Origin of the sequence: Variovorax sp. IB41 (assembly GCF_016405905.1) — a bacterium.
Lineage (GTDB): Bacteria > Pseudomonadota > Gammaproteobacteria > Burkholderiales > Burkholderiaceae_C > Variovorax.
The window spans coordinates 1,357,330-1,378,181 of record NZ_JAEFCB010000001.1 but is presented as its reverse complement, the minus strand read 5'-3'; the positions used below and the strand labels follow the sequence as shown (position 1 = coordinate 1,378,181).

Genomic DNA, 20,852 nt, shown 5'->3' with positions numbered 1-20,852 from the left:
CACTCTCATGCTGCCCGTCGACGAAATCCGCCTTCACTTCAACCCGGCCTCGCTGGTGCTGCTCAACGTGGTGCTGGGCTTTTTGATGTTCGGCATTGCGCTGGACACGCGCATCGACGACTTCAAGCGCGTCGCGCGCATGCCGGGCGCAATGGCGGTGGGCATCGGCGCGCAGTTCATCGTGCTGCCGGCGGTGACCTTCGCGCTCACGCTCATCCTGAAGCCGGGGCCGAGCATCGCGCTGGGCATGATCCTGGTGGCGTGCTGCCCGCCGGGGAACATCTCGCAGATCCTCACGCACCGCGCGGGCGGCAACGTGGCGCTGTCGGTGTCGATGACGGCGATCTCGAATGCGCTCTCCATCGTCGTCATGCCGCTGAACTTCGCATTCTGGGGCGGGCTGCATCCGACGGCCTCCGCGCTGCTCAAGACCATTGCGCTCGATCCGCTCGACATGCTGGGGCACATCGTGATGATCATCGGCATTCCGTTCGTGCTGGGCGTGGCCTGCGCGCATCAGCTGCCAGGGTTCACGGCGCGCATCAAGAAGCCGGCGCGCATCCTGAGCTTTCTCGCGCTGATCGCGTTCATCGTCGGCGCCATCGCGGGCAACTGGCGCTACTTTCTGGACTACGTGGGGCTGGTGCTGCTGGCGGTGGCGATCCACGATGCGCTGGCCTTCGGCACGGGGTATCTCTGCGCGCGGCTCTCGGGGCTGGGCGATTACGACCGGCGCGCGGTGTCGATCGAGGTCGGCATCCGCAACGCGGGGCTCGGGCTGGTGCTGATCTTCAGTTTTTTCGGAGGGCTGGGCGGCATGGCGGTGGTGGCGGGCGTGTGGGGCTTCTGGGACATCATCGCGGGCCTCGCGCTCGCGAGCTGGTGGGGGCGCAAGCCCGCGACGCCATGAGTGCGCGCCGCGTGCTCGTGACGGGCGGCGATGGGTTTCTGGGGCGCGGCGTGCTGGCTGCGCTGGTGGGGAAGTCGCTTGAGGCGCTCGTGTCGCTCGACGTGCGCGAGGTGCCTGCGGAGCGTCAGCTGCCGGGCGTGGTCTATCGGCAGCAGGACGTGCGCGATGCGGGCATTGCCGGCACGCTCGCCGAATACGCGATCGACACGGTCGTGCACCTGGCTTCGATCGTCACGCCGGGCAAGGACTCGAACCGCGCGTTCGAGCATTCGGTCGATGTGGGCGGGACGCGCAACGTGCTCGAAGCCTGCGTGGCGCAGGGCGTGCGGCACATCGTGGTGTCGTCCAGCGGCGCGGCCTACGGGTACCACGCGGACAACCCGGCGTGGATGACCGAGTCGCAGCCCCTTCGCGGCAACCCGGTGTTCGCATATGCCGACCACAAGCGGCAGGTGGAGGAGATGCTCGCGGACTATCGCGCGATGCACCCCGCGCTCGCGCAGACGGTGCTGCGCATCGGCACCATCCTCGGCGAGCGGGTCGACAACCAGATCACCGCGCTGTTCGAGAAGAAGCGGCTGATCGCCATTCGCGGCAGCGCGAGCCCGTTCGTGTTCGTGTGGGACGAGGACGTGACGGGCGCCATCGCGCATGCATTGGGCGGCGCGCCGCCCGGTTGCTACAACCTCGCGGGCGATGGCGCGCTCACCATCCACGAGATCGCATCGCGCCTGCGCAAGCGGGCGACCGACTGGCCGGCGGGTGTGCTCAAGGCGGCGCTCGCGGTGGGCTCGGCGTTGGGTGTCAGCCGCTACGGCCCGGAGCAGCTCGACTTCTTGCGCTACCGGCCGGTGCTGCTCAACACGGCGCTGAAGGAGCGCTTCGGCTACGTGCCGCGCAAGACCAGCAGCGAGGCCTTCGACGCGTTCGTCGTGGCACGTGCGCGGCAGGGGCGGCCGGTCACTTCCGCGTCTTCTTCCTGGTAGCTTCTTCGGGCGGCGCGATCAGGTGCTCGAGCATGCGCCGCGCGTTGATCGGCAGATCTTCCGACGAGCGCACGCAGGCCATGAGCGTGCGCTCGGCCCAGGCATCGGCGAGCGAGGCGCGCGCGATCTTCATCGAGCGGGCGCAGCGCTCGGCCGCGGTCTGCGGCACGATGCCCACGCCGATGCCGTACTCGACCATGCGGCACACCGCCTCGAAGTTGCGCACGCGCACGCGGTAGGCCAGGTGCTTGCCGAGGGCGCGGACGTGGCCGGTCAGCAGTTGCTGCAGCGCGGTGTCGGCGGGCAGGCCCACGAATTCATCGTCGACCACTTCGGCCAGATGCACGCGCCGGCGCGCGGCCAGCGCATGGCCGCGCGGCATCACGAGCACGAGGTCGTCGCGGCGAAAGGGATGGCATTCGAGGCCCTCGGAATCGATTGCGTCGGAAACGATGCCGATGTCGCAGAGGCCCGCCCGCAGCGCATCGACGGTGTCGGGGCTCGGGCGCTCCTCCAGGTCGACCGAAATGCGCGGGTGCTGCGCGAGAAAGCGGCTGAGCACCTCGGGCAGGTGCTCGGTGAGCGCCGAGGTGCCGCACATGAAGCGCACGTGGCCCTTGAGGCCCTGGCCGTATTCGCCGAGCTCGCCGCGCAGCCGCTCCATCTGCTGCAGCACGACGCGCGCATGGTGCAGCAGCGTGCGGCCGGCCTCGGTGGGGCGCACGCCCTGCGCGTGGCGGGTGAGAAGAGGGCTGCCGAGCGCGTCTTCCATGCCGCGCACGCGCTGGCTGGCCGAGGCGAGCGTCATGTGCGAGCGCTCGGCGCCCGCGGTGAGGCTGCCGGCCTCGACGACGTGGATGAAGAGCCGGAGGTCCGTGAGGTCGAATCGCATGATGGCCGCAAGGTAGCACGCGAGCCTCAGCCTGTGCCTGAGGCTGGGTGCGCGAATGCCGCATTTTCAGGGGCGCGCCCGGTCTGCAGACTCGGCGGCAATGACGATTTTTTCCAACGAACTGACGGCGGGCCACTGGGCCGCGGCTGCCGCCGTATTTCTTCTGGCCGGGGTGATCAAGGGTGTGATCGGGCTGGGGCTGCCGACCGTGTCGATGGCGCTGCTCGCGCTGTGGATGCCACCGGTGCGGGCGGCGGCCCTGCTCATCGTGCCCTCGCTCGTCACGAACATCTGGCAGACCGGGCCGCGCGCGAGCTTCGGCGCGGTGCTGCGGCGCATCGGCGGCATGCAGGCGGGGATCGTGGTGGGGACGCTGGGCGGCGCGCTGTGGCTCGGCGCCCCGGGGGGCGCGTGGGCGTCGGTGGCGCTCGGCGTGGCGCTGGTGGCCTATGCGCTCTGGGGGCTCACGGGGCGGCAGTTGCACGCGCCTGCGGCGCAAGAGTGGTGGCTGGGGCCGCTGGTGGGCGTGGTGACCGGGCTGGTGACCGCGGTGACCGGCGTGTTCGCGGTGCCGGCCGTGCCCTATCTGCAAGCGCTGGGGTTCCAGCGCGATTCGCTGATCCAGGCAATGGGGATTTCGTTCACCACCTCGACCATCGTGCTGGGCATCGGTCTCGCGGGCAATGGCGGCTATCCGATGGCGGCGGTGGGTGGGTCGGTCGCGATGCTGGTGCCGGCGATCGTCGGCATGGTGATCGGGACGTGGCTGCGGCAGAAGCTGCCGGTGGCGGTGTTCAAGCGCTGCTTCCTGGCCGGGCTGGCGCTGCTGGGGACGTACATGGCGGTTCGCGCCATGGCCTGAAGTGCCTCAGGCGACGGACAGCAGCGCGGCGCGCACGCGCTCGATGGTCTGGCGGTAGGGCAGGGCGAAGTCCTCGAGCGGATCGTCCGGGTTCAGCCAGCGGAAGGAGAACACGAGGCCCTCTTCCTCGGGGCTGCCGGTGGCCATGTGCGCGAAGGTCTCGGGCAGCGGCGCCTCGGCGCGCATCAGGAACAGGTGCCACAGCTGCGGATGGCGGTGCGTGTTGCCCTCGACGCCGGCTTCGCATTCGCGGTCCAGCGTGCCGAGCGATTGCAGCTCGCCCGTGAAGTCGATGCCCGATTCCTCGAGCAGCTCACGCCGCACCGCCACCTCGGGCGATTCGCCGGGCTCGATGGTGCCCTTGGGCAGTTGCGTGTTGCCGTCGCCGGGGTGGCGGAACACCAGCAGCCGGCCCCGCGCGTCGACCAGGCAGGCGCAGGCCTTGAGGATCGGATCGGAGGGGCTGGCGCTGCTGTCGCTCATCAGGCGCCCGTCAAGGCGGCCTTGACCGCTGCGCTGACCTGGCCCATGTCGGCCTTGCCGGCCAGGCGGGTCTTGACCACGCCCATCACCTTGCCCATGTCGCCGGGGCCGCTGGCGCCCAGCTCGGCCACGATGGCCTTCACGGCGGCCACGGTTTCATCGGCGCTCATGCGCTGGGGGAGGTAGACCTCCAGCACCTTGATCTCGGCGGCTTCCTTGTCGGCGAGGTCGGTGCGACCGCCGGTGGTGAACGCGGCGATCGAGTCCTTGCGCTGCTTGACCATCTTGTCCACGATGGCCACGACCATGGCGTCGTCCAGTTCCACGCGCTCGTCGACTTCCTTTTGCTTCAGGGCCGCGAGCAGGAGGCGGATGGTGCCCAGGCGCTCGGAGTCCTTGGCGCGCATCGCCGTCTTCATGTCTTCGGTGATCTGTTCTTTGAGTGTCATTCGTCAGCCTTTCGGAAAAAACAAAAGCCGCGGCAGGTTTCCCTGGCGCGGCTGAGGCAACGGGGCGCGGGCGGTGACTTTCGTCGAGGGCCGGCTGCCCGCAGGTGTTGCTTAGTACAGCTTCTTGGGCAGCTGCATGCTGCGCACGCGCTTGTAGTGGCGCTTGACGGCGGCTGCCTTCTTGCGCTTGCGCTCGGCGGTCGGCTTTTCGTAGAACTCGCGGGCGCGCAGGTCGGTCAGCAGGCCGAGCTTTTCGATGGTGCGCTTGAAGCGACGCAGAGCGACGTCGAAGGGCTCGTTTTCTTTAACGCGGATGGTGGTCATTGATGAATCGTTGAACTGAAGTTGGCTCGGGGAGATCGAGGCCCAAAGCCGGGGTTCCTCAACTGAAATCTTTGGTGGCCGTTGAGGGAAGGCCAAAAGTTAGCCCGCGATTATAGCGCGGTTGCGCACGCATGGGCGCTCGCCCAGGCCCATTGGAAGTTGTATCCGCCCAACCAACCTGTCACATCGACCACTTCGCCGATGAAATACAGGCCCGGCTGCTTCGATTCCATCGTCTGGGACGACAGATCGCGCGTGTCGACGCCGCCGGCGGTGACTTCGGCCTTCTTGTAGCCCTCGGTGCCGCTCGGGGTGATCTGCCAGCGGGCAATGCGCTCGGACAGCGTCGCCAGCGCCTTGTCGGCCGCTTCGTTCACGGGCCGCTGCAGGGCCGGGTCCTGGCCGACCCAGGCGTCCGCCAGCCGCGAGGGCACCAGCGCGGCCAGTTCGTTGGCGATGCGCTTCTTCGAGCGCAGCTTGGCCTCGCCCAGCGCCTCGGCCACGTCCGTGCCCGGGGCGAAATCGATGGTGAGCGGGGCGCCCGGCTTCCAGTAGCTCGAGATCTGCAGCACCGCCGGGCCCGAGAGGCCGCGGTGGGTGAAGAGCAGGTCTTCGAGAAAAGCCATCTTTTCTTTCTTGGCGCCGGTTTCGATCCGCACCGGCAGTGCCAGTCCGGCCAGTTCGGCATACGGCGCCCAGCCTTCGCCGCCGAAAGTCAGCGGCACGAGCGCCGGGCGGGGCGCGACCACGCGCAGGCCGAACTGCGCGGCGAGGCAGTAGCCGAAGTCGGTGGCGCCGATCTGGGGGATCGACAGGCCGCCGGTCGCGATCACCAGCTTCGGCGTCTCGATCACGCCGCGATCGCTATCGATTCGATAGCTTCCGGCGCCCGCTGCATCGGCGGTTGCCGGAGAAAAAGCAATGTTCCCCAGCTTGCAGGGCTGCCACCGCGTCACCCCGCCGGCCGCGCATTCCGCCAGCAGCATGTCCACGATCTGCTGCGAGGAGCCGTCGCAGAACAGCTGCCCTTTGTGCTTTTCGTGGAACGCGATGCCGTGCTTCTGCACCAGCTCGATGAACTGCTGCGGCGCATAGCGCGACAGCGCCGAGCGGCAGAAATTCGGGTTGTCGCCGATGAAGTGACGCTGCGGGGCGCGCACGTCCAGGTCGCGATTGGTGAAATTGGCCCGCCCGCCGCCCGAGATGCGGATCTTCTCGCCGACTTTTTCGCTGTGGTCGACCAGCAGCACCTTGAGCCCGCGCTGGCCCGCCACCCCGGCGCAGAACAGCCCGGCCGCACCCGCGCCGACCACGACGACATCGAACTGGAAAGTGGCGCTCAAGACGGTCAGGGCCCATCGGCCGCCAGGATCGGCGGCGCGTTGTACTTCAGGTGCCCGACGTAGCGCAGCGGCTGCGTCGCGGCGATGGAGGGCACGTCGCCCTCGCGCATGTGCAGCAGGTCGGCCGGGCTCACCCAGCGCGGATCGGCCGCGGTGATCGGCAGGCCCGCCTGGCGGTAGGCCTCCAGCACGAACTGCGAGCAGAAGAACTGGTCGTCGCGGCTCGCGCCCAGCTGCACCATGGCCATGCCGCTGATGCAGAAGTTGCTCACCGAGGCCGGGATCAGCGGCAGCTCGCAGAGGCGCCGGTTCAGCACGAAGGGCGCGTTCAGCAGCACGCCGGTGGTGTTGTAGCGCGTGCCGACCTGCGAATTGGCCCAGGCGCGCAGCTTCGCGACGCCCGCGTCATCGAGGCCCGGCACGCGAAAGGCCACCACCATCTGTTCTTCGGCCACCACGTCGGCCAGCGGCCGCGCGCGCACGCCGGTGCCCACGGCTTCGGCGATCAGCCCGTCGCCCAGGTACAGCACCGCATGGCTCACCGGCGAGAAGGTGCCCAGCCGGATGCCGAACGAATTGACCGTGGCGCTCGAGGTCAGGAGGATGTCGCCCGGCGCGAGGGCCTTGGCCGTGATGAGCTCGCCGCCGTTGCCCGGCGCGATGACCGAGCTCTGCACCCGCAGGCGCAGGCCGTTGTCCTTGGAGGGCATGTCCAGGCGGGTGGCGCAGGCCGAAAGCAGCAGCGCGGCACCCGCCGCGGCCACGAGCGCGGCGGCACGAAGAGCGGCGCGCATCATCCCTTCCAGACGAACGGAAACTTCAACTGCTTGAAGAAGCCGTTGGGCACGTAGTCGCCCAGCACGCCGTACTTCTCGGGCCAGAGCTTGGTGCTCTTGACTGCGGTGCCGAAGAGGTAGTCGAGGAAGGCGTAGTGCGCCGCGTAGTTCTTGTCCAGCGCCTCGATGTCCTGGCTGTGGTGCCAGTGGTGGAAGTTGGGCGTCACGATGATGTAGCGCAGCGGTCCCAGGCGCACGCTCACGTTGCAGTGGTTGAACACGGCCTGGAAGCCGACCACCACGATGTAGGCATCGATCACTTCCTTGCTGAAGCCCAGCACGTAGATCGGCGCGAGCACCAGCGTGCGCGTGATCAGCAACTCCAGGATGTGCTGGCGCGAGCCGGCCATCCAGTCCATGCTTTTCACGCTGTGGTGCACCGCGTGCAGGCGCCAGAGCACGGGCACCTCGTGGTACGCGCGGTGCGTCCAGTACTGCACGAGGTCGGCCACCAGGATGATCAGCAGGATGCCCGCCCAGAACGGCAGGTTGCCCACCCAGCCGCGGATGCCGTCGTTGGCGGCCCAGCCGAAGAGCTTGTGCACCATGAGGTTGGTGGCCAGCAGCACGAAGCCCACGATCATGTGGTTCACCACGAAGTGGTGGAAGTCGGTTTGCCACTCTTCGCGGAACACCGGCTGGTCTTTGCGCAGCGCGAACAGCTTCTCGATGAAGATGAAGATCAGCGACGAACCCAGGAGGTCCAGGATGAACCAGTCCAGCCCGATGTACGGCGTGTTGTCCGCGAAGTCGTGCACCGGCACCTTGTGCCCGCCCAGCAGCGCCGAAGCCACCACCAGCAGGAACGCGGCCGACGACAGCCAGCGCGAGCGGTTGAAGATGATGTTCACCAGCGAGAGCCCGCCCGAGACGACCAGCGCCGTGAGCAGGATGTAGCGCATCACGTCGACGTTGTAGCTCTTGCGCAGTTCGGGCGTGGTGAGGTACTGCGGAAAGTGAAAGGCCAGCACGCCCAGGAAACACAGGATGCCCAGGCTCAGGGCGATGGTTCCGGTGACGAGGCCGCGGCCGCGCTGCAGCTGGCCGTGGCTCCCCGTGAAATCGTTCAATTTGTCGAGCATGTCCGCCTCTCTCTCTCTATCGCTTGTGCTTTGTTGGAGCGCGATTTTAGGCGGCGTAGGAAAAATCTCACATAGGCCGAACGGCCCGCCGCCGCAACAGCGCCGCCGCGCCCAGCGCCACGGCCATGACCAGCAGCGAAACGACGGTGGTCACCGTCCCCAGCGCATAGATCGAGGGCGTGGTGACCGTCGAAGTCAGCCCCTGCAGTTCGAGCGGCAGCGTGTTGACGTCGCCGATCGCCTGCGAGGTGCGGGCGATTTCGTCCCACGAGAGCGTGAAGCCGAACATGCCGATGCCCACGATCGAGGGGCCGATCAGCGGCAGCACGACATGGCGAAAGGCCTGCCAGGGCGTCGCGCCGAGGTCGCGCGCGGCCTCCTCGTAGGCCGGGTTGAAGCGGTTGAACACCGCGAACATGATCAAGAGGCCGAAGGGCAGCGTCCACGTCAGGTGCGCGCCCAGCGCCGAGCTGAAGAGGCCGAGCGCGGTGCCATAGCCTTCGAGCAGCGTGGTGGCTTCCATGGCCGTGAGCACGCCCTTGATGCCCGTATCGAGCAGCCGGAACTGCAGGCCGATGCCCAGCGAAATGATGATCGACGGCATGATCAGGCTGGCCACCGTGACGAAGAACAGCGCATTGCCGCCCTTGAGCTTCTTGCGGAACGCGAGCCCGGCCAGCACCGACAGAACCACGGTAAAGGCCATCACGACCGCACCCAGCGCGAGCGAGCGCCGGAAGGCCGCGCCGATGTCGACGGTGCCCAGCCCTTCGGCGAGTTTGTAGAACCAGTGCAGCGACACGCCGCGCAGCGGAAAGGTCAGTCCGCCCTCGGGGCCCTGGAAGCTCAGCACGAAGATCGTGATCATCGGGCCGTAGAGGAACAGCACGAAGAGGGCGAAAACGATCGCCAGGGGCCAGAAGCCGGGGGCGCGTGGTTCTCTGATGGGTGGGGTCATGGGGTCCTTCGGGGCGTGTGCACAGGCCACCGGGTACTTCCCTCCGCGAATGTCCCCCGGCCTGCGGCCTCCTCCTTTATTTCGCTGCGGGAAGCACCCGATGCCCTGCGCACCTGGGCACGCGGCGGGTGTGCGGCGATCAACGACTGCTCTGAACAACGAGCACGCCGATGGGGTGCCTTGCGCAGCGAAATCAAGGAGGAGCCCGAAGGGCGGGGGACATTCGCGGAGCAAGGTACCCCGTCGGCAGGATCGCGCCCTGGATGGCCCTGCACGATTCGAACGTTGGCGCACAGGAGCACTTCAAAGCTCCTTGCGAATATCGACCAGCCGGGTCAGCCCCCAGATGATCATCAGCACCACCGCCAGCAAGATCATCGCGTTGGCCGCGGCCAGCGGAAACTGCAGGTACGAGGTCTGCACCTGGATGATCTTGCCGATCGAGGCGATCTGCTGGCCGCCCATCACGCCGATGGTCACGAAGTCGCCCATCACGATGGTGATGACGAAGATCGAGCCGATCAGGATGCCCGTGCGCGACAGCGGCACCACCACGTTCCACAGCGTCTGCCAGCCCGAGGCGCCCGCGTCGCTGGCCGCTTCGAGCAGCGACCGGTCGATGCGCATCATGCTGTTGAAGATCGGCACGATCATGAACATCGTGTAGAGGTGCACGAAGGCCAGCACCACCGAGAAATCGGAGAACAGCAGCCACTCGACCGGCTGGCTCACGAAGCCCGCGCCCATCAGCGCCTGGTTGACCAGGCCGTTGCGCCCCAGGAGCGGCACCCACGAGATCATGCGGATCACGTTCGATGTCCAGAAGGGCACGGTGCACAGCACGAACAGCACCGTCTGCACCGTCGACGAGCGCACATGGAACGCGAGGAAGTACGCCACCGAAAAACCGACCAGCAGCGTGATGCCCCACACCAGCACGCAGAACTTGAAGGTGCTCAGGTACGTGTTGAGCGTGACGCACAGGTCGCCGTTGTCGGTGAGGTGCGAGCACCCCTCGAACAGGCTCAGGTAGTTGCGCAGCGTGACCGCGGGGATCAGCTCGTACTCGTTGAAATTCCACAGGCTCGCCATCGCGACCAGCGCCAGCGGAACCAGGAAGAACAGCAGGAACACCAGCGCGAACGGCGCCGCCTGCCACCACGCCTTCACGGTGTGGAGCGGGTCGGCGGCGGCGGCGCGGGTGGCGGGAGCGCTCACAGGATCAGGAGGGCGGTCAGGCCGCGACGAACTCGTTCCACTTGCGCACCATGTACTCGTTCTCGTCCATCACGGCGTTCCAGCACGCGATGCCGCCCATGCGCTGCTCGTAGCTGCCGCCGTCGCGCACCGCGCCGGCCTTGGCGATCACGTCGCCCTGCGGGCTCTTGATGTCCTGCGCGGCGGGCTTGCCTTCCATCCAGTAGGCCCACTCGTAGGCTTCCATCTTGGTCTTGGCGGTGTCCAGGACGGCGCTGTAGTAGCCCTGGCGGTTGAGGTACGCGCCGGCCCAGCCGTCCAGGAACCAGTTGATGAATTCATAGGCGCCATCGAGCTTCTTGCCCGAGAGCGTGGCCGGCAGGCCGAAGCCCGAGGCCCACGCGCGATAGCCTTCCTTCAGAGGCTGGAACGTGCAGTCGATGCCCTTGCCGCGCACGGCGGTGACGGCAGGCGACCACATCGACTGGATCACCACCTCGCCCGAGGCCATGAGGTTGACGGATTCGTTGAAGTCCTTCCACAGCGCGCGGAACTGGCCGGCCTTCTTGGCTTCGATCAGGGTCTTGATCGTCAGGTCGATCTCGGCCTTGGTCATGTTGCCCTTGTCCGCGTACTTGTGGATGCCCTTGGCCTCCACCACCATCGCGGCGTCCATGATGCCGATCGAGGGAATGTTCAGGATCGCGGCCTTGCCCTTGAACTCGGGGTTCAGCAGCTCGGCCCACGAGCCGATCGGGCGCTTGATGAGGTCGGGGCGAATGCCCAGCGTGTCGGCGTTGTAGGTGGTCGGAATCAACGACATGAACTGCGTCGGCGACTTGGCGAAGGCCTTGCTCTTCTCGCCTTCGAGGTAGATCACCTTGATGGGCGCCGTGCCCTGGTCGCCGACCTTCTTGCCGCCCACTTCGCCCTTGGTGAAGAGCGAGGTGATCTTGCCGGCGTTCTTCACGCGCTTGGTGTCGATGCCCTTCAGGTTGCCGGTGGGCACGATCTTCTTGAGCGAGAAGAACTCGGTGTCGATCAGGTCGAAGCTGTTGGGCGCGGTCACGGCGCGCTTGGTCACGTCGTCGGTGGTCACGGCCACGTACTGGATCTCGATGCCGGTGTCGGCCTTGAACTTCTCGGCGATGGCCTTGTCCTGGTTCACCGCGGTGCCCAGGTAGCGCAGCACGATCTTTTCCTGTGCATGCACGAAGGGCGCGATGCCCGTGGCCAGGATGCCGGCGGTGCCTTGCAGCAGGGCGCGGCGCTTGACGCCGGGGGTCGAGTCGATGGGATCGGTCATGGCAGTGTCTCCGTGGAAAAAAGAGGCGGACGAAAGGGAAAGGAAAAGATCAGGGGGCCACGGCGAGCGCGCGCGCATCGGCCTCGGCCCACGACAGGCGAACCGTCTCGCCCTGCGCATAGGGGCTCGCGAGAAAGGCGGCTTCGCCCAGCAGCACCGACACGTTCCGGCGCTCCGGCGCAGCGGCTTCCAGCGCCAGGCCGAGCAGCACGTAGGTGCCCTGGTATTCGACGTCGGTGACCGCGGCGGCTAGGCCGCCGGCGTCGGGGCCCGGGGCGATCCGCATGTGGTCGTTGCGCACCGCGATCGGCCCGGCGGGCGTGTCGATCACGTTGTGCCCGCCCATGAAGCGCGCGACGAACTCGTTGGCGGGGTGGTTGTAGATCTCGTGCGGCGAGCCGACCTGCTCGATCACGCCGTGGTTCATCACCACCATCGTGTCGGCCAGCGCCATGGCTTCTTCCTGCGAGTGCGTGACGTGCACGAAGGTCAGCCCCAGCTCCTTCTGCCAGCGCCGCAGCTCCGCGCGCATCTGGATGCGCAGGAACGGGTCGAGCGCCGAGAGCGGCTCGTCCAGCAGCAGCACGCGCGGCTCGGTGATGAGCGCGCGCGCCAGCGCCACGCGCTGCTGCTGGCCGCCGGAGAGCTCGCCGGGCTTGCGCTCGGCCAGGTGGCCCATCGCCACGCGCGCCAGCAGGTCGCGCGCACGCTTCTGGCGCTCGGCCTTGCCGACGCCTTTCATCTTGAGGCTGAAGGCCACGTTGTCGGTGGCCGAGAGGTGCGGGAACAGCGCGAAGCTCTGGAACATCATCGCCGTGCCGCGCGCGGCCGCGGGCAGGTTGGTGATGTTGCGGTTGTCCAAGAGGATGTCGCCGCTGGTGACCGACTCGTGGCCCGCGATCATGCGCAGCGTGGTGCTCTTGCCGCAGCCCGAGGGGCCCAGCAGGCAGCAGTAGCTGCCGCTGGCGATGCGCAGGTCGATGGCGTCGACGGCGGCCGGCGTGCCGGGGGCGTAGCGCTTGCTGAGCGCGACGATCTCGACCGCGGCGGGCGGAAGCGGGGCGACGGCGTTCATTACCGGGCGGAGGGCGGGCTGGAGGCGGGCATGCACGGTCTAAGCACGCTCCATGCCACATGGCCCCGGAACGGGGCGGTCGCCGGCGCACCGTGTCAGGGCATCGCGTGGGTCAAGAACCCGTGCGCCCGATCATCTTCGGTGTGATGAACACCAGCATCTCCACCTTGTTCACCACCCGCTCGCGCGAGCGGAACAGCGCACCCAGGTAGGGCACCTCGCCCAGCACCGGCACGCGCGATTCGTCGCTGGTCTCGGTCAGCTCGAAGATGCCGCCGATCACCACCGTGCCGCCGTTGTCGATCAGCACCTCGGTCTGCACATGCTTGGTGTTGATGGCGGGGCCCGCCGAGGTGTTGACGCCGCGCGCGTCCTTGCTCACATCGAGCGTGAGGATGATGTTGCCCTCGGGCGTGATCTGCGGCGTCACTTCGAGCTTCAGCACGGCCTTGCGAAACGAGATCGACGTTGCGCCGCTGGAGGTGGCCTGCTGGTAGGGAATCTCCTCGCCCTGTTCGATCAGCGCCTTGGTCTGGTCGGCCGTCACCACGCGCGGGCTCGACACCAGCCGCCCCTTGCCCTCGGCCTCCAGCGCCGAGATCTCCAGGTTCAGCATGCGCGTGAAGCTCGAGTTGAAGAGAGACAGCGAGAACGCCCCTGCGCTGTTGCCCGTGCCGCCCGCATCGCCGGCCGGCAGGTTCACGAAGTTGCTGTTGGTGAACGAGGTGAAGGCATTGCCGGTGCCCGTGGGGCTGGTGCCGAAAGAGGCGTTCTTGCCGGTGGCGCCGCCGCCCAGCTTCACGCCGAGCGACTTGCCGAAGGTGTCCGACGCCTCGACGATGCGCGCCTCGATCAGCACCTGGCGCACCGGCACGTCGAGCTTGCGGATGAGCTCGCTCACTTCCGCCAGGCGCACGGGCGTGTCGGTGACGAAGAGCTGGTTCGTGCGCACCTCGGCGATGGCGCTGCCGCGCGTACTCAGGAGGCGCGTGGCCGCCGCGCCGCCACCGCCGCCGCCGCCGCCGCTTCCGGTGCCCGTCAGGCTCTGCACCACCGTCGCCGCCTTGGCGTAGTTCAGCTGAAACGACTGCGTGCGCAGCGCCACCAGGTTCTCGACCGTGGCCTGCGCCTCCAGCTCGGTCTTTTCCTTGGCGTTGATCTCGTCCTTCGGCGCGATCCAGAGAATGCTGCCGTTCTTGCGGAGGCCCAGGTTCTTCGCCTGCAGGATGACTTCGAGCGCCTGGTCCCACGGCACGTCCTTCAGTCGCAGCGTGAGGGCGCCCGAGACGGAGTCCGAGGTCACCACGTTGAAGCCGGTGAAGTCCGCGATCACCTGCAGCAGCGCGCGCACGTCCACGTTCTGGAAGTTGAGCGTGAGCTTCTCGCCGCTGTAGCCGGTGCCCTGCGTGAGCCTGGCCGGATCGGTCTTGCGCGGGCGCACCTCGATGACGAACTGGTCGTCCGCCTGGTAGGCGCTCTGCTCCCAGTCGCCGTGCGCGGTGATCGCGAGGCGCACCCGGTCGCCCAGCTGCTGCGCGCTCACCGTGTCGACGGCCGTGCCGAAGTCGGATACGTCCAGGCGCCTTCGCAACCCCTCCGGCAGCGACGCCCGCATGAACTCGGCGACCAGCGTCGCGCCCTGGCGCCGCACGTCCACGCCGAGCTGGCTGTTGCCCATGGCGATGAGCACGCGGCCGGCGCCATCGCTGCCGCGGCGGAAGTCGATGTCCTGCAGCGGCGTCACCTGGCGCTCCCGGCCTTCGGCGAACTCGGCGTTGGCCGGCGTCTTCGTCGGTTGGCCCGTGCCGGACTGCAGCGAGACCAGCAGCGAGCGCCCCTGGATCTGCGCCTCGTAGGTGGCCGCGCGCTGCAGGTTCAGCACCACGCGCGAGCGCTCGCCGGCCTGCACGACGTTGGCGGTGCGCAGGTTGCCGGTGTTGAATTCGATGGCCGAGCGGCCCACGGCGTTGGTCACGCCCGGAAAGTCCAGCGCGATGCGGGCCGGTTCCTGCACGACGAAGCCGGTGGGCAGCGCGGCGAGCGGCTGCGTGAAGTCGATGCGCACGAGCTCGGTGTCGCCTCTCGCAGTGCTCGTGACGGCTTCGATGGCGTTCTGCGCATGCGCGGCGATCGAGACCAATGCAACGACCGCGGTGCCGATCCAACGTCGCGTTCGCAAAACGCTCGGCGAGCGCGGGCAATTCTTCATGGGTTCTCTCCGTGTGAGGCGAGGCGCGAACGACACGCGCGCCCTGCCGATGACGGATCGATGGTTTCGCCCAATCTGGGAGGAATCTTGCCGAGCCGCGACGGATCGCAACTTGTGTTGCACGGATGCAATGGACTGCGACGGCAGCGCTTCGCCGCCTCTTCGATTTCTCCGAATTTGCAATGAACCATCGCGGCTTGCGGATTTTTGTGGAGCGTGCGAATGGTGCTGAATCGGTCGATGGTGGCGATGCTGGTCGGGGCGCTGGGCATCGCCTGCGCCGGTTCGGGCGTGAGCGCGAGCTACGCCATGGCGCATCGGGAGGCGCTGCCTGTGGCGGTGCCTGCATTGCGCCCCGGCGCAGTCCCTTGGTGGTCGGCTTTCGGGAGCGAGACGCTGAACACGTTGATCGCCGACGCGGGCCGCGACGCGACCGGTGGCAGCGATCTCGATGCGCCGGCTGCGGAGATCGGCGTCTCGGCGGCCTACGTCGCGGTGGTCGTCCAGACGCTGCGATCAACCTACATCGAAAGCGCGCTCACCGCGGTGCGCCGGCAGTCGCAACTCGTCGCGGCCAGCCCGGCGTTGCACGATGACTTCGCCAAGGAACTCGAGCGCCGCGAAACCGGCGCCGCAACGGCGATGAAGAAGATCGATGCGCAACGCGAAGCGAACTTCGCCTTTCTCATCGCGCGCTGCGGCCTGTCGGAAGCAGCGTTGAACCAGGCGATCGCCGAAGAGGTTGCACAGCGCAGGCTGCCCCGTTTCGCGGCCTCGCTGCCGCAGGCCGTGCCCGCGGCGCTGCTGGCCAACCGCGACGACATCCAACTGGCCGCATCGCTCTACGGCATCGAGCCGCAGGCCTTGCTCGCGGGCACCATCGACGCCGGGAGCGATTCAGCCACCGATGCGGACCTGCCGGGCGCGCCGCTCTTTCCGCAGGTCGTGGCGCAGGGCCGCGCGGAGGTCGCCGAGGCTTTGCGCAGGTTGCATGCATCGAACGGCGTGGCGGCCGATGCGGCCCGGCGGGCGCATGAAGCGAAAGACGAATTCGCGCGTTCGAAGGTGCGGATGAGCCGCGGAGACATGTCGGAAGTCCAGATGCTGGAAGACTTCCAGGGCCTGATGCTGGAGCAGCAGCGCCTGGCCGCGGCCGATGGCGAACTGGCCATCGCCTGGATCGCGCTCGTCGCGAGCCTCGGGAGCCGGACGCCGGTCGTGCTGCGCGGGCGTCCTGCGCCGGACGCCGCCGCTTTGCGCACGCGGCCCGGCCTGGTCGGGCGTTTCTGAAGGCTAGGTGCCGAAGCGGTCCGCATCCGCCGGCAGCGCTGCCGCCGCCAACCCGCGCAGCACATCGCCCACCACGATCACCGCGGGGCTCGCGAGCCCGGCTTCGGCGATGCGGGCCTGCAGGCCTTCGAGCGTGGTCGCGATGTGGCGCTGGTGCGGCAGGCTCGCGTGCTGCACCACGGCCACCGGCGTGTCGCCGGGCAGGCCGTGCAGCAGTTCGCGCTCGATGTGGCGGGCGCCCGCCACGCCCATGTAGATCACCAGGGTGAGGCGCGCGTTGTGCGCCATGGCGGCGAGCGCGCGCCAGTCGGTCGGGTCGTCCTCTGAGCCCGCGCCGGTCTTGGCATGGCCGGTGACGAACACCACGCCCTGCGCATGGTCGCGGTGCGTGAGCGGCACGCCCAGCGAGGTCACGGCCGCGAGGCCCGCGGTGATGCCGTTGACCACCGCGCATTCGATGCCCGCTTCGCGCAGGTGCTCCACCTCTTCGCCGCCGCGGCCGAAGATGAACGGGTCGCCGCCTTTCAGGCGCACCACGGTCTCGCCTTCGCGCACCGCGGTGATCATGAGCCGCTCGATGAAGGCCTGCGGCGTGCTCTTGCAGCCGCCGCGCTTGCCCACGTGCACGATGCGCGCGCCGGGGCGGGCGTAGGCCAGGATCTCTTCGCTCACGAGGTCGTCCACCAGCAGCACGGTGGCCGCCTGGATCGCCTTGACGGCCTTGATGGTCAGCAGTTCCGGGTCGCCGGGGCCGGCGCCCACCAGCGTGCAGCGGCCGGTGATGAGGTGGGATGCGTTGTTCATGCGTGGGATGCCAGTTGCTTGATGTGCCCGACCTGTGCGGCGATGGCTTCGGGCACGGGAAGCTCGCCGTTCAATACGCGCCGCGTGTAGTCGGCCGTGGTGGCGACGTCGATTTCCTTGGGCAGCCCGGGCACCTCGGCCGCGGTGCCGCTGGCCTGCGCCTGCAGTTCGGTGCGCGCGCCGCGCACGAAGCCGTCGATCTGCGCGGTGCGGCGCGGGTCGGAGACCACTTCGCCTTCGAGGCCGCGCGAGAGGAGGGCGGTGGTGCCCATCAGCTCGAAGGTCTCGCCCATGGTGCGCGCGTATTCGGGGTGCGTGTAGCTGGCCACCACCACGGCGGGGCCGGCGGTGGGCTGCATCAGCTTGACCACGCTGTGGCCGGGGTTGCGCAGGCCGACGACGCGGCGCACGTCCAGCAGGCGCTTGAGCGCGGGATTCAGCAGCTCGGTCGCGGCGAAGCCCACGGTGCCGTTGGCGATGGGGCCGATGGCGGTCATGGGCGACACGTCGAGCGCGGCGAGCACGTTCGAGGCCAGCACGCGCGCCGTTTCGGTGGCGCTGCCATGCACCAGCACCGGCAGGCCTTCGCGCGCCAGCAGCAGTGCCAGCAGCGGGGTGAGCACCGGCAGCTTGCGCGCGCCGTTGTAGCTGGGCAGCACGATGAGCGCGCGGTCGCCGGCGGGAATGTGCTGCAGCCGCGCATGCGTGGCGTCGAGGAAACCGGCCATCTCCTCGGGCGTCTCGCCCTTGATGCGCATCGCCAGGCAGAAGCCGCCAATTTCGAGGTCGGTGACGGTGCCGTCCAGCACCTGGCCGAACAGGTCGGTGGCCTGTTCGCGCGTGAGCGGCTTGGCGCCTCGCGCGCCGCGGCCGATTTCCTTGATGTATTGACTGATTCCCATGGGTAGGCGGATTGTCCTGCAACGCTTATGCCGGAATGCGAGTCGGCTTATGCCCCCTCGGGAATGACTTCGGCGGGCGCCATGCGGATCATGCGTTTGAGCTCCGGAATGCACGAGCCGCAGTTCGTGCCGCATTTCAGCGCCCCCTGCAGGGCGGCCAGCCGTTCGTCGGGTGCGCCGCCGCAGCGGCCGAGTTCGGTCCGGATCGCCAGGTCGGTCACGTTGAAGCAGGTGCACACCGGCTTTCCGCGCGATTGCACCGCCAGCGGCGCACGCGAACCGGGCGAGAGCAGCAGGCGGCCGTAGCTCTGCGCGGGGAGTTCTTCCCGCAGCAGCGTGGCGATCCACGCTTCCGCGCTGGTGTCGCCTGCGAGCAAAAAGGCTTCCAGTCCGGCGCTCTGGTCGGCGCGGCGCACCAGCCGCACCGAGCGGCGCTGGCCGCGCCGGCGGTCGGCGTAGCGCAGGGTGTCGGCGCTTTGCAGGCCGAGCAGGGCCTCGATCTGTTCGAGCAGCGCATCGGCCGGCGTATCGTGCGCGGCCGCGCGGAACAGGAGGCCGCTGCGCTCGCCGCCTGCCGCGTCCCGGGTGTTGCCCGAGAACGGCACGCAGGTGGCGAACGGAAACATCGCCATCAGCGGCTGCAGCGCGCGGTGCACCGCCAACACCTCGTCTGGCGGGAGCCACGCCATCGTCAGCAGCGACCACGGCAGCTCGGCCTTGAGGATCTTCACCGCCGTGTGCTTGAGCTCGGGCTGCTTGGAGGTGGGGCAGTAGGCGGGCGTGGTGACCGCGTTGATGCCGGCCAGCCGCGTGCCGGTCGACGAGCAGCCGCTCAGGTACTCCTCGCCCCAGTGCATCGCGACGAAGGCCTGGGCGAGCCCGATCTCGGTGCTGGCGCGCGCGGGCAGCATGATCGAGCCGCGCCTGGATGTCAGGTGCACCAGGTCGCCTTCGCCGATCTGGCGCCGCGCCATGTCCTGCGGGTTCATCTGCACCATGGGCTCGGCCACGTGGCCGAACAGACGCGGTGCGGTGCCGGTGCGGCTCATGCCGTGCCACTGGTCGCGCAGGCGCCCGGTATTGAGCGAGAAGGGGTAGCGCGCCTCGCGGGCCTCGGCCACGGGCGTGTAGGGCGTGTCCGCGAAACGGGCGCGGCCATCGGGCGTGGGGAACACGCCGTCTTCGTAGAGGCGCGCGCGGCCGGTGGCGTCGCCTTCCTTGAGCGGCCATTGCTGCGGGCCGAGGTCATCGAGCATCGCGTAGCTGAGGCCCGTGATGTCCAGGTCGCGCCCGCGCGTGGTCTCGCGGTGCTCGTTCCACACCGATTCAGCGCTTTCATACGGAAAGAGCGTGCCCGTGCGGCCGAGCCGCTCTTCGAGCCGGCGCGCGAAATCGGTGGCGATCGACCAGTCGTGCCGCGTCTCGCCCGGCGCGGCGATGGCCGGGCGCACGCGCGAGATGCGGCGCTCGCTGTTGGTCACGCTGCCGTCCTTCTCGCCCCAGGTGGTGGCGGGCAGCAGCAGGTCGGCGAAGGCGCAGGTGGCGGTGGTGGCGAAGGCTTCCTGCACCACCACGAACTCGGCGCGCTCGAGCGCCCGGCGCACCGTCGCCTGGTCTGGCATCGACTGGGCGGGGTTGGTGCAGGCGATCCACAGCGCGCGGATTTCGCCGTCGGCGGCGGCCTGGAACATCTCCACGGCCGTCTTGCCGGGCTTCTCGGGCACCGAAGGCACGCCCCAGAGCGCGGCCACCTCGGCACGGTGCGCGGGGTTGGCCAGGTCGCGGTGCGCGCTCAGCAGGTTGGCGAGGCCTCCGACTTCGCGCCCGCCCATTGCATTGGGCTGGCCGGTGAGCGAGAACGGGCCCGCGCCGGGCTTGCTGATCTGGCCGGTGGCCAGGTGCAGGTTGATGAGCGCCGCATTCTTCGCTGTGCCGCTGGAGGACTGGTTCAGGCCCTGGCAATAGAGGCTCAGCGTCGTGGGCGAGGTCGCGAAGAGGCGCGCGGCCGCAAGCAGGTCGTCTGTCGCAATGCCGCAGACCTGCGCCACCTTGTCGGGCGTGCATTCGCGCACCGTGGCCGCGAGCGCATCGAAGCCGTTGGTGTGGGCGGCGATGTACGCCGCGTCGGTCCAGCCTTCCCGCAGCATCAGGTGCAGCATGCCGTTGAACAGCATCACGTCGGTGCCGGGCTGGATCGGCAGGAACAGGTCGGCGATCTCCACCGTATCGGTGCGGCGCGGATCGGCCACCACGATCCTGAGCGCCGGGTTGGCGGCCTTCGCGTCTTCGATGCGGCGAAAAAGAATCGGATGCGCCCACGCCGTGTTGCTGCCCACGATGAAGAGGCACTCGGCGTGCTTCAGGTCGTCGTAGCAGGCCGGCGGCGCATCGGCGCCCAGCGTCTGCTTGTAGCCGGCGACCGCGCTGCTCATGCACAGGCGCGAATTGGTGTCGACGTTGTTGGTGCCCACCAGACCCTTGGCGAGCTTGTTGAAGACGTAGTAGTCCTCGGTCAGCAACTGGCCCGAAATGTAGAAGCCGACCGAATCGGGGCCGTGGTCCTGGATGACCTGCGCGAACTTGCCTGCGGCGTTGTCCATGGCCGTATCCCACGACACGGCCATGGGCGCCTCGCCGCGCACGAGGCGTTGCATCGGCTGCAGGAGCCGCGTCTGCCGCGTGACCGGCGCGCTGGCCGTGAGGTGCAGCGTCGAGCCCTTGGTGCAGAGGCGCCCGAAGTTGGCCGGGTGGTCGGGGTCGCCGCGCACGCCGGTGATCTGCGCGCCGTCGGATTCGATGATCACGCCGCAGCCGACGCCGCAATAAGGGCAGGTGGATTTCGTTTCCCGCATCACGCCCACTCCCTCGGGCGAAGAAAAGGGGTGAGCGTCGATGGCGCCGGCAAAGTGCACGCTGCGGTCCTCACATCAGCCTTCTTTCTGGA

General features: G+C 68.4%; 19 protein-coding genes. 4 read left to right on the top strand and 15 right to left on the bottom strand.

Going from position 1 to position 20,852, the window contains the following annotated elements:
* Positions 1-7: 7 nt before the first annotated feature.
* Together JC881_RS06570 and JC881_RS06565 are read left to right on the top strand one after the other, a co-directional pair.
* Positions 8-910, top strand: a complete 903-nt coding sequence (locus tag JC881_RS06570; protein WP_198784834.1) for a bile acid:sodium symporter family protein — start codon at positions 8-10, stop codon at positions 908-910.
* Complete coding sequence (locus JC881_RS06565; RefSeq protein WP_198784833.1) at positions 907-1,896, top strand: SDR family oxidoreductase; 990 nt, start codon at positions 907-909, stop codon at positions 1,894-1,896. Before JC881_RS06570 ends, JC881_RS06565 begins: the two co-directional genes overlap by 4 nt.
* Here the strand turns inward: JC881_RS06565 and JC881_RS06560 are convergent.
* On the bottom strand, positions 1,871-2,788 hold the full coding sequence (locus JC881_RS06560; protein ID WP_198784832.1) for a LysR family transcriptional regulator: 918 nt from the start codon (positions 2,786-2,788) through the stop codon (positions 1,871-1,873). The genes JC881_RS06565 and JC881_RS06560 overlap by 26 nt on opposite strands.
* Positions 2,789-2,888: 100 nt before the next feature.
* Between JC881_RS06560 and JC881_RS06555 the strand changes: the two genes are divergently transcribed.
* Positions 2,889-3,650 (top strand): sulfite exporter TauE/SafE family protein, encoded by a 762-nt coding sequence (locus JC881_RS06555; protein ID WP_198784831.1) that lies wholly within the window; start codon positions 2,889-2,891, stop codon positions 3,648-3,650.
* Between the two features lie 6 nt (positions 3,651-3,656).
* Here the strand turns inward: JC881_RS06555 and JC881_RS06550 are convergent, their stop codons facing one another.
* The 11 genes from JC881_RS06550 to pilQ all read right to left on the bottom strand — a co-directional run bounded on the left by JC881_RS06550 (position 3,657) and on the right by pilQ (position 14,912).
* Positions 3,657-4,133 carry an NUDIX domain-containing protein gene (locus JC881_RS06550; protein WP_198784830.1) on the bottom strand — a complete coding sequence of 159 codons (477 nt, stop codon included), beginning with the start codon at positions 4,131-4,133 and terminating at the stop codon, positions 3,657-3,659.
* Positions 4,133-4,582, bottom strand: a complete 450-nt coding sequence (locus tag JC881_RS06545) for a GatB/YqeY domain-containing protein (RefSeq protein WP_198784829.1) — start codon at positions 4,580-4,582, stop codon at positions 4,133-4,135. Before JC881_RS06545 ends, JC881_RS06550 begins: the two co-directional genes overlap by 1 nt.
* A gap of 111 nt (positions 4,583-4,693) precedes the next feature.
* On the bottom strand, positions 4,694-4,906 hold the full coding sequence (gene rpsU / locus JC881_RS06540) for a 30S ribosomal protein S21 (protein WP_007833691.1): 213 nt from the start codon (positions 4,904-4,906) through the stop codon (positions 4,694-4,696).
* Between the two features lie 110 nt (positions 4,907-5,016).
* Complete coding sequence (locus tag JC881_RS06535) at positions 5,017-6,249, bottom strand: NAD(P)/FAD-dependent oxidoreductase (RefSeq protein ID WP_198784828.1); 1,233 nt, start codon at positions 6,247-6,249, stop codon at positions 5,017-5,019.
* 5 nt (positions 6,250-6,254) lie between these two features.
* Entirely contained in the window at positions 6,255-7,046 is a 792-nt protein-coding gene (locus JC881_RS06530) for a YaeF family permuted papain-like enzyme (RefSeq protein WP_198784827.1), read from the bottom strand.
* A complete protein-coding gene (locus JC881_RS06525) occupies positions 7,043-8,167 on the bottom strand; it encodes a sterol desaturase family protein (protein ID WP_198784826.1) in 1,125 nt (374 codons plus the stop codon). The genes JC881_RS06530 and JC881_RS06525 overlap by 4 nt, the downstream gene beginning before the upstream one ends.
* 67 nt (positions 8,168-8,234) lie before the next feature.
* Positions 8,235-9,125 (bottom strand): ABC transporter permease, encoded by an 891-nt coding sequence (locus JC881_RS06520; protein ID WP_198784825.1) that lies wholly within the window; start codon positions 9,123-9,125, stop codon positions 8,235-8,237.
* A 303-nt stretch (positions 9,126-9,428) separates the two neighbouring features.
* Positions 9,429-10,343 carry an ABC transporter permease gene (locus JC881_RS06515; protein WP_198784824.1) on the bottom strand — a complete coding sequence of 305 codons (915 nt, stop codon included), beginning with the start codon at positions 10,341-10,343 and terminating at the stop codon, positions 9,429-9,431.
* Between the two features lie 16 nt (positions 10,344-10,359).
* A complete protein-coding gene (locus JC881_RS06510) occupies positions 10,360-11,628 on the bottom strand; it encodes an ABC transporter substrate-binding protein (protein WP_198784823.1) in 1,269 nt (422 codons plus the stop codon).
* Positions 11,629-11,677: 49 nt separating this feature from the next.
* Positions 11,678-12,703 (bottom strand): ABC transporter ATP-binding protein, encoded by a 1,026-nt coding sequence (locus JC881_RS06505; protein WP_198784822.1) that lies wholly within the window; start codon positions 12,701-12,703, stop codon positions 11,678-11,680.
* Between the two features lie 112 nt (positions 12,704-12,815).
* Positions 12,816-14,912, bottom strand: a complete 2,097-nt coding sequence (pilQ, locus tag JC881_RS06500; protein ID WP_198784821.1) for a type IV pilus secretin PilQ — start codon at positions 14,910-14,912, stop codon at positions 12,816-12,818.
* 222 nt (positions 14,913-15,134) lie between these two features.
* On the opposite strand from pilQ, the gene JC881_RS06495 reads away from it, so the two are divergent.
* On the top strand, positions 15,135-16,202 hold the full coding sequence (locus tag JC881_RS06495; protein ID WP_198784820.1) for a hypothetical protein: 1,068 nt from the start codon (positions 15,135-15,137) through the stop codon (positions 16,200-16,202).
* A gap of 3 nt (positions 16,203-16,205) precedes the next feature.
* Here JC881_RS06495 and cobA read toward each other — a convergent pair whose 3' ends face one another.
* The 3 genes from cobA to JC881_RS06480 are packed head-to-tail and all read right to left on the bottom strand — an operon-like array spanning position 16,206 to position 20,760.
* A complete protein-coding gene (cobA, locus tag JC881_RS06490; protein WP_198784819.1) occupies positions 16,206-17,006 on the bottom strand; it encodes a uroporphyrinogen-III C-methyltransferase in 801 nt (266 codons plus the stop codon).
* Positions 17,003-17,908, bottom strand: a complete 906-nt coding sequence (gene ybiB / locus JC881_RS06485) for a DNA-binding protein YbiB (protein ID WP_198784818.1) — start codon at positions 17,906-17,908, stop codon at positions 17,003-17,005. Before ybiB ends, cobA begins: the two co-directional genes overlap by 4 nt.
* A 47-nt stretch (positions 17,909-17,955) precedes the next feature.
* Positions 17,956-20,760, bottom strand: coding sequence for a nitrate reductase (locus JC881_RS06480; RefSeq protein ID WP_198784817.1), 2,805 nt, complete (start codon positions 20,758-20,760; stop codon positions 17,956-17,958).
* Between the last annotated feature and the right edge of the window lie 92 nt (positions 20,761-20,852).

What these genes read in the sequence shown, in the direction of transcription:
- JC881_RS06570 (WP_198784834.1), top strand. Translation starts at nt 8, where the DNA reads ATGCTGCCCGTCGACGAAATCCGCCTTCACTTCAACCCGGCCTCGCTG.
- JC881_RS06565 (WP_198784833.1), top strand. Translation starts at nt 907, where the DNA reads ATGAGTGCGCGCCGCGTGCTCGTGACGGGCGGCGATGGGTTTCTGGGG.
- JC881_RS06560 (WP_198784832.1), bottom strand. Translation starts at nt 2,788, where the DNA reads ATGCGATTCGACCTCACGGACCTCCGGCTCTTCATCCACGTCGTCGAG.
- JC881_RS06555 (WP_198784831.1), top strand. Translation starts at nt 2,889, where the DNA reads ATGACGATTTTTTCCAACGAACTGACGGCGGGCCACTGGGCCGCGGCT.
- JC881_RS06550 (WP_198784830.1), bottom strand. Translation starts at nt 4,133, where the DNA reads ATGAGCGACAGCAGCGCCAGCCCCTCCGATCCGATCCTCAAGGCCTGC.
- JC881_RS06545 (WP_198784829.1), bottom strand. Translation starts at nt 4,582, where the DNA reads ATGACACTCAAAGAACAGATCACCGAAGACATGAAGACGGCGATGCGC.
- rpsU (WP_007833691.1), bottom strand. Translation starts at nt 4,906, where the DNA reads ATGACCACCATCCGCGTTAAAGAAAACGAGCCCTTCGACGTCGCTCTG.
- JC881_RS06530 (WP_198784827.1), bottom strand. Translation starts at nt 7,046, where the DNA reads ATGATGCGCGCCGCTCTTCGTGCCGCCGCGCTCGTGGCCGCGGCGGGT.
- JC881_RS06525 (WP_198784826.1), bottom strand. Translation starts at nt 8,167, where the DNA reads ATGCTCGACAAATTGAACGATTTCACGGGGAGCCACGGCCAGCTGCAG.
- JC881_RS06520 (WP_198784825.1), bottom strand. Translation starts at nt 9,125, where the DNA reads ATGACCCCACCCATCAGAGAACCACGCGCCCCCGGCTTCTGGCCCCTG.
- JC881_RS06510 (WP_198784823.1), bottom strand. Translation starts at nt 11,628, where the DNA reads ATGACCGATCCCATCGACTCGACCCCCGGCGTCAAGCGCCGCGCCCTG.
- JC881_RS06505 (WP_198784822.1), bottom strand. Translation starts at nt 12,703, where the DNA reads ATGAACGCCGTCGCCCCGCTTCCGCCCGCCGCGGTCGAGATCGTCGCG.
- pilQ (WP_198784821.1), bottom strand. Translation starts at nt 14,912, where the DNA reads ATGAAGAATTGCCCGCGCTCGCCGAGCGTTTTGCGAACGCGACGTTGG.
- JC881_RS06495 (WP_198784820.1), top strand. Translation starts at nt 15,135, where the DNA reads ATGGTGCTGAATCGGTCGATGGTGGCGATGCTGGTCGGGGCGCTGGGC.
- cobA (WP_198784819.1), bottom strand. Translation starts at nt 17,006, where the DNA reads ATGAACAACGCATCCCACCTCATCACCGGCCGCTGCACGCTGGTGGGC.
- ybiB (WP_198784818.1), bottom strand. Translation starts at nt 17,908, where the DNA reads ATGGGAATCAGTCAATACATCAAGGAAATCGGCCGCGGCGCGCGAGGC.
- JC881_RS06480 (WP_198784817.1), bottom strand. Translation starts at nt 20,760, where the DNA reads ATGCGGGAAACGAAATCCACCTGCCCTTATTGCGGCGTCGGCTGCGGC.